The organism is Polaromonas sp. UBA4122, assembly GCA_002381615.1.
Classification (GTDB): Bacteria; Pseudomonadota; Gammaproteobacteria; order Burkholderiales; family Burkholderiaceae_C; genus Polaromonas.
Genome location: DFWY01000158.1, coordinates 1 through 6988 on the forward strand (window position 1 = coordinate 1; position 6988 = coordinate 6988).

5 protein-coding genes are annotated in these 6988 nt (G+C 58.4%); all 5 read left to right on the forward strand.

All coding sequences use genetic code 11. The features are described 5' to 3' along the window. Positions 1-198, forward strand: a 198-nt coding sequence (locus tag B3F77_RS18795; RefSeq protein ID WP_293606428.1) for a hypothetical protein, incomplete at its 5' end; no start/stop codon positions are given. 66 nt (positions 199-264) lie between these two features. Beyond that, positions 265-1530, forward strand: a complete 1266-nt coding sequence (locus B3F77_RS18800) for an HAD domain-containing protein (protein ID WP_293606429.1) — start codon at positions 265-267, stop codon at positions 1528-1530. Between the two features lie 168 nt (positions 1531-1698). Beyond that, positions 1699-3159 (forward strand): TolC family outer membrane protein, encoded by a 1461-nt coding sequence (locus B3F77_RS18805; RefSeq protein ID WP_293606430.1) that lies wholly within the window; start codon positions 1699-1701, stop codon positions 3157-3159. Between the two features lie 16 nt (positions 3160-3175). Next, the gene (locus tag B3F77_RS18810) at positions 3176-4318 is read left to right on the forward strand and encodes an efflux RND transporter periplasmic adaptor subunit (protein ID WP_293606431.1); all 1143 of its coding nucleotides are present in this window, start codon (positions 3176-3178) and stop codon (positions 4316-4318) included. Continuing rightward, positions 4315-6988, forward strand: a 2674-nt coding sequence (locus B3F77_RS18815; protein ID WP_293606432.1) for an efflux RND transporter permease subunit, incomplete at its 3' end; no start/stop codon positions are given. The genes B3F77_RS18810 and B3F77_RS18815, both read left to right, overlap by 4 nt.

Sequence of the window (6988 nt, forward strand, 5' to 3'; positions counted from 1 at the left end):
CTTGGGTCCTGTGTCTGTGGGAAGTCTTACCCTGGCGGTGGGACGGTTGAAATGGATGTTGACAAGATCAAGCAGTTCCTGCTCGATGGATTCGAGGGGATGAACGCGCTGTTTGATAAACACGGCTTCCCTGAGGCTGAGCTCGAATCAATGAGCCGCGGCCTGATCGAAGTGATGGAGCAGGCGGGATTGGCATAAGCTGTTACGCAAATTGCCGGCCGCCGTTTCCTTGAACAAATCGTTCGTGTGCGATATACAAAAGGTATGCACATCAACACTGACACCCCCGATACCGGCCCCACACCGAGCCCGGAACAGCGAAACGTCTTCATCGACTGCGAGTTCACGGACATGGCGGACCCGAAGCTCCTGTCTATCGGGCTCGTGGCGGATGACGGTCAAGAGCTCTATGTCGAGCTTACCGGCGCCTCGCACCTGGCCGGCGCCTCCACTTTTGTGCTCGACACCGTTGCGCCTCAGTTCGGCCTGGTGCCGCACCAGGAGACATCTCTCATTGACATTGGCAAACGCGTCGGCGACTGGCTGCTTGCGCTCGGGGAGGCGTCAGTCACCGTTTGTTATGACTACCACGCCGACATGGACCTACTCGAGCACACGCTGCGTTCGGCGGGACTCTGGACTCGGCTGAGTCCCGTACTCAAGCCAACTCACGTAGGCTACCTTATCGGCGAGTCCGATGTCGAAAAAGTAATGGAGGCGTCCTGGAGGGCTTCGTTCGCCGCCAATGGGATCGACCGTCACCATGCGCTTGCTGATGCCCGGGCCTTGAGAGCCGGATACGTTTGCATGCACGGCGGCGGGCCGTCGACTCATCTCGGGCGCTTTGATGGCGAGGGCATCGCAGGAATCCCGGACCCAGGAATCGAGGAGCTGACGCCGGCCCAGGTTGCCTGGTTCGACGGCGGTGGCGTCACGAGCCTTCAACGGTTCAATGACGACATGGCCGAGGACGGCATGGACGCGCCCGATGGCACAGCGGTGCTGTTCCTGGACATTGACGACGTCCTCTGCCTGTCGGACCCGTACGGCGGTTACGACGCCATCGATGCGATTCGCTCGAAGCATCCGAGGCCGGAGTTGGTTTTCCGGTATCTCTTTCACCTTCCCGCCGTCGATGTGCTGAAGTCCGTTCACGAACAGATGGAAGGCCGGGTCCGGTATGTCATCACGTCAACCTGGAGGCAACACCTGACCTGCAGCCAGTTCTCCGAAATCATGCGGCGCAGCGGACTCGGCTTCGTAGCCGACAACCTGGAGCGCAAGGGTTGCGGGTCAACGGTGGTGTGGCCCGAACGGACCCGGTTGAACGAGATTGCGGAGTGGCTGCAGCGGCACGGCAAGGGCGAGCCGTTCGTTGTCGTCGATGACACGTTCAGCGGACAGTCACTGGCAGCGGCGCGTCAATATGCAGGCGGGCCGTTTCATCGTCGCATCGTGTTGTGCGACGAGAACGTGGGCTTGTTGCCGGAGCATGTCACCCTGATAGTCGAGGCTTTGCGTCGACGCTGAGAAAGCTGGAGGGCTGCCGCTTCGGTGTGTTCCAGCAACGTCAGCAATAATGAAACATGCAAAGGACTTCGGACTGGGTTGTCAATACAAACGGCCCACAATCATCACAGGCTAGCATCAATTAAGCACCACAACACCAGCATCCACTTATGTTCGCTAGTGAACGGTATGCGTAACGAAACCTGGAAACAATATGCAAGACTCCAAAATCGCAGCATCGTCATGTGCGTGGACTCGGTTGCCCGGAATTTTAAACGCATGATTACAGACTTTTGCCGACAAATTCGGTCCCTGCGACTGTGCGTGGGTGTCGCAGCCCTATGCGCGATTCAGAACGCGTGGGCAGCGCCAGGCATAGATCTGGTTGACGCCTGGCATGCGGCCCAGAGCCACGAAGCCAGCTATTCTGCCGCCCGAGCGGCCAATGTGGCCGCACAAGAAAAGAAGGCCCAAGGCGACGCATTGCTCGCGCCCCAGGTCTTGCTGACATCGTCGGCATCGCAGGCCTCGCAGTCCTACCGACCGGGCGATGTCACTACCAAGGTGAGCACGGATCAATATGGTCAGCAATATCGCGCGGCTGTGGTCCTGGTCAAACCACTGTACGAGGCAGGTAAATCCGTAACCCGCGAGCAGTTGTACCGTGAGGCGGCTCAGGCTGAGGTGACATTCAAGCAAGCCGAGCAAGACCTGGGGCTGCGAACGGCAAAAGCCTACTTTGAAGTGCTTGTTGCCACCCAAAGTCTGGACTTGCTGCGTGCCCAGAAGCAGGCGATATCGGAGCAACTTGATCTGGCGTCACAGTCCTACGATCTGGGTCTGATGACAGCCAGTGATGTGAACGATGCCCGTGCCAAACTCGATGGTGTCGTTGCCTTAGAGATCGCAGGGCTCAACGATCAGGAAGGCAAGCAGCTTGTCTTTCGCCAGTTGACCGGACTGGACCCCACGCAGCTTGTGGCCATGTCCGACCACATGCCGTCATCGGTGCCCGAATTGCAAGCGCTAGATGACTGGTTGGCTCGGGCGCAGGCAAACAATCTTGCTATCCAGGCGACGCAGCTCTCCGTCGAGATCGCGCATTTGGATATTACACGCTATACGCTTCGCAACTCCCCCATATTGGAGCTTGTCACATCTGCCGGGCGCAACTGGGATGTCGGGAGTATCTCGGCATCCGGCGGTCGCGATATCAGCAACAACGCCGCCATCGGTTTGCAGCTATCGATCCCACTGTATGACGGCGGTGATCGCGCGTCCCACCTGCGCCAAGCATTGGCGCTGGAAGATCAGCAGCGTTTCACATTGGACGCGGTACGCGCGGATACTGATCGCGCCACCCGATTCTTCTTTGCAGCGGTGCGCGACAACTCCCTGCGGGTGGCTGCGCTGGACCAGGCACGTATTTCGAGCTCGGCTGCGCTGGAGTCCACCCGGATTGGCCGTGAAGTCGGCGTGCGCACCATCATTGATGTGTTGAACGCGCAGCAGAATGTGTACCAAACCCTGTACAACTTGACCTCAGCACGCTACGACCACCTCTTTAGCAGGATTCAATTGTGGGCAACCGCTGGAGCGCTCGACGAGTCCGTCTTGCGCAAGGTTACAGATGACATGGCAAGACCATGAACTACCGGATTAGGACATGCAAAACAAGAAAATGAAGATCATTTGGGGCGCTGTTGGAGTATTGGTTGCCCTGCTGGTGGTATGGCTCGTGCTGTCTTTCGGGAAAGCCGCGAATTCATCCAGGCAGAATGCAAAGCCCACGCCACCGGTCAATGTCAGCGTCGTCAATGCCCTGGCCAGCGATTTACCCATTCTGTTGACAACCCAGGGCCACTTGGTGCCGCTCAATCTTGTGGACATCCGGCCACAGGCAAACGGCATTGTCCAACACGTCCATTTCAAAGAGGGTGATGAGGTCAAGGCTGGGCAGTTGCTGTTCACGCTCGACGCCAGCGACGCCGATTCCCAACTGGCACGCGCCAACGCTCTGGCTGAGCAAATCAAGGCTCAGGTGGATGACGCCGAACGTGACGTTGCGCGCACACGCAAACTGGCGAGTTCCAAATTCCTCACGTCCAGCGCGGTCGACACGACGCTTAGCAAGCTGGAGTCGCTCAATGCGCAACACCGTGCAGCAGTCGCCGATATTCAGAACGCGCGCACCGTGTTGGGACGCACGCACATTTCGGCACCCATCAATGGGCTCGCCGGCGCTTTGAGCGTCCACCCTGGCACATTTGCACAGATCGGGGCCACCAACGCGGCTTTGGTCACCATTGTCCAATTTGATCCCATAGGTGTTGAGTTCACGTTGGCCGAACAAAACCTCTCCGACGTGCTGGCGGCAAAGGCAAAGGGGGTGGTTCAAGTCTTTTTGGAGTCAGACGACGGCGCTCGCATCAGCGGTCAGCTCGTGTTCATCAATAACACCGTGGCCACCGACACCGCAACGATCACCATGAAAGCGGCCTTTCCGAACGCCGCCAAGACCTTGTGGCCTGGCGCGTTCGTGCGCTTGGTCATCAGCGCCGGGACGCGACCTGGGTCCATTGCCTTGCCGCCGGCGGCGGTATTGGAGGGGCCGGATGGACGATTTGTCCAGGTCGTGGGAGCCGATAGCAAAGTTGCGACGGTTCCTGTCAGCTTGCTGCGCATGCAGAATCAACTGGCGGTAGTTGCCGGCCTCAAAGGTGGTGAGCGCGTGGTATCGGAAGGTGGCAAGAATCTGAAGCCCGGCATGCTGGTTCACGCCATTGACACGGTGAGTGCACCCAAATGAACATTTCGCAAGCCTGCATGGAGCGACCCATTGCGACGATGCTGTTCTGGCTCAGCGTGATTGTTGCGGGCGCAGTGGCCTGGACCCAACTGCCGCTGTCTGCGCTGCCGAAATACGACACCCCAACGATACAGGTCACCACAGCGCTTCCTGGTGCCAGTCCGGAGAATATGGCAACGTCGGTCGCAACGCCCCTGGAAAAGCAGTTCTCTTCGATACCCGGTTTGTTGACGACGAGCTCAGCGAGCATCCAGGGTGAAACCAAAATCGTCCTTGAATTCGACCCCAGCCGGGATATCGATGCCGCAGCCGCCGATGTGCAGGCCGCGCTGTTTCGTTCCACCCGGTCGTTGCCGTCGGAGCTGCCGTCCCCGCCGTCTTACTCAAAAGTCAATCCGGCGGATGCGCCCATTCTGCTCATAGGCTTGAGCGCCCCGACCTTGTCGTTGGCTGAGCTGAACGCCTACAGCGACAACCTGATCGTACCGGCCTTGTCGACGCTCAAAGGCGTCGCCCAGGTGCAGGTTACGGGCCAAAAGCGCTACGCGGTGCGCATTCAGGCGGATCCGGCCCGGCTTGCGGCCGCCGATCTGACCCTGGGAGATCTGTCTACCGCTTTGCAGAACGCAAACTCCAATTCGCCCATTGGCCAACTGGACAATCAGCGGCAGTTTCTGGCCGTTCAGATGAGCGGAGCACTGATGAACGCGGCCGACTTTGCTACCGTCGTCGTGGCAACGCGGCAGGGCAGGGCAGTTCATCTGGGCGACGTAGCCCATGTCTTTGACAGCATCGAGAACATCCAGAACACCAGCGAGATCAATGGGCGCAATTCGATTCTGCTCAATGTGCGGCGCCAGCCCGATGCCAATACCGTGCAGGTTGTTGACGCCATCCGGCAAATGCTGCCCAAACTCCAAGCGCAACTTCCCAAGTCCGTGACTCTGGTAACGTTGAGCGATCGCTCGATTTCGATCAGGCAGGCGATCCATGACGTCAATTTGTCTATGCTATTGACGATTGGCCTCGTTGTTCTTGTCATTCTGCTGTTTCTGCGGCGGTTCGCGGCGACGTTTATTCCGTCGATCACCGTGCCGATTGCACTGCTGGGCGCATTCGGCATGATGCTTGCGCTGGGCCTCAGCATCAACAACATTTCGCTGATGGGCCTGACCATTTCGGTCGGACTGGTGGTTGACGATGCCATCGTCGTGCTCGAAAGCATCGTTCGCCATATTGAAGAAGGTATGAAGCCGTACGAGGCGGCGGTCAAAGGCGCGCGCGAGGTGGGTTTTACCGTGATGTCCATTTCCATCTCTCTCATCGCCGTATTTATCCCAATATTTTTTATGCCCGGCACGATTGGTCGGCTCTTTCATGAATTCGCCATCGTGGTGTCCCTGGCCATTCTGGTATCGGCCGTGGTGTCGCTGACGCTGATTCCCATGCTGGTGCCCATGCTCATCACTGAAAAGAGTCTGCACCGTCCAGTATCCAAATGGAGCCAGTCCGTCGAAACCGCCTTCCAGAAACTGCTGGCCGCGTACGCACGCGGCTTGCTGGTTGCGCTGGCCCACCGTAACCTGGTTCTGCTCATTGGTCTGGCGACGATTGCCCTGACGGGATGGCTTTACGTCATTTCGCCCAAGGGGTTCTTCCCGCAGGAAGACATTGGACAAATCGTGGGAAATGTTGATACACCGCAGGACATGTCGTACACCGGCCGCCTCGCCGTCATTCGCCAGCTACAAAAGACGGTGATGGCCGACCCGGCGGTACTGAATGTCGCCACCAAAATCGACCACGACACAACCCAATTGGTGATTGACCTCAAAGCAAAAGGAGATCGACCGGCTATGGCCGACGTGGTACGCAAACTGCGCGCGGAAACGTCTTACCTGCCCAGCATTCAGGTGTTCTTCAGTCCGGTGCAAAACCTGCGCATAGGAGGACGCAGTGCCAAGAGTACTTACCAATACACCCTGCAGTCGGTGAGCCCGAATGACCTCGACGTGTGGGCTCAAAAGCTGGCGACCGCTTTGGCGAGTTCCGGCGTGTTGCTGGACGTCAATACGGACCTGCAGAAGAGCGGTCTTGAAGCGCGGTTGAGCGTGGACCGCGACAAGGCAGCGCTGCTTGATGTCGACATGGCAACCTTGCGCAGCACGCTGTACGCGGCGTACGGCAGTCGCCAGGTCTCGACCATTTATGCTCCAGAGGACAGTTACAAGGTCATTATGGAGGTAGCCGATCAAAACAAACGGGACGAAAGCGACCTGCTCCAGCTCCAGGTCCGCAGCCGATCCGGCAAGTCCGTGCCGCTGAGTGCCCTGGCCACGGTTACCCGTGGAAACGGCATCATCGCCATCAACCACCAGGCCCAGTTGCCGGCCGTAACGCTGTCTTTCGATCTGGCCCCCGGAAAATCATTGTCCGATGCCGCGCAGGCTATTGCTACGGCCGAACGCCAGTTGAACACACCGGCCACGATTTTTGGTTCCTTCAGTGGTCAGGCCGCGCTGTTCCAGCAATCGCAATCCGCGCAACTCTGGCTTATCATCATTGCCGTGGCCGTGGTCTATGTGATTCTCGGAATGTTGTACGAGAGCTGGATCCATCCGGTAACCATTTTGCTTGGCGTTCCATCGGCAGCCGTGGGTGCGCTGCTGG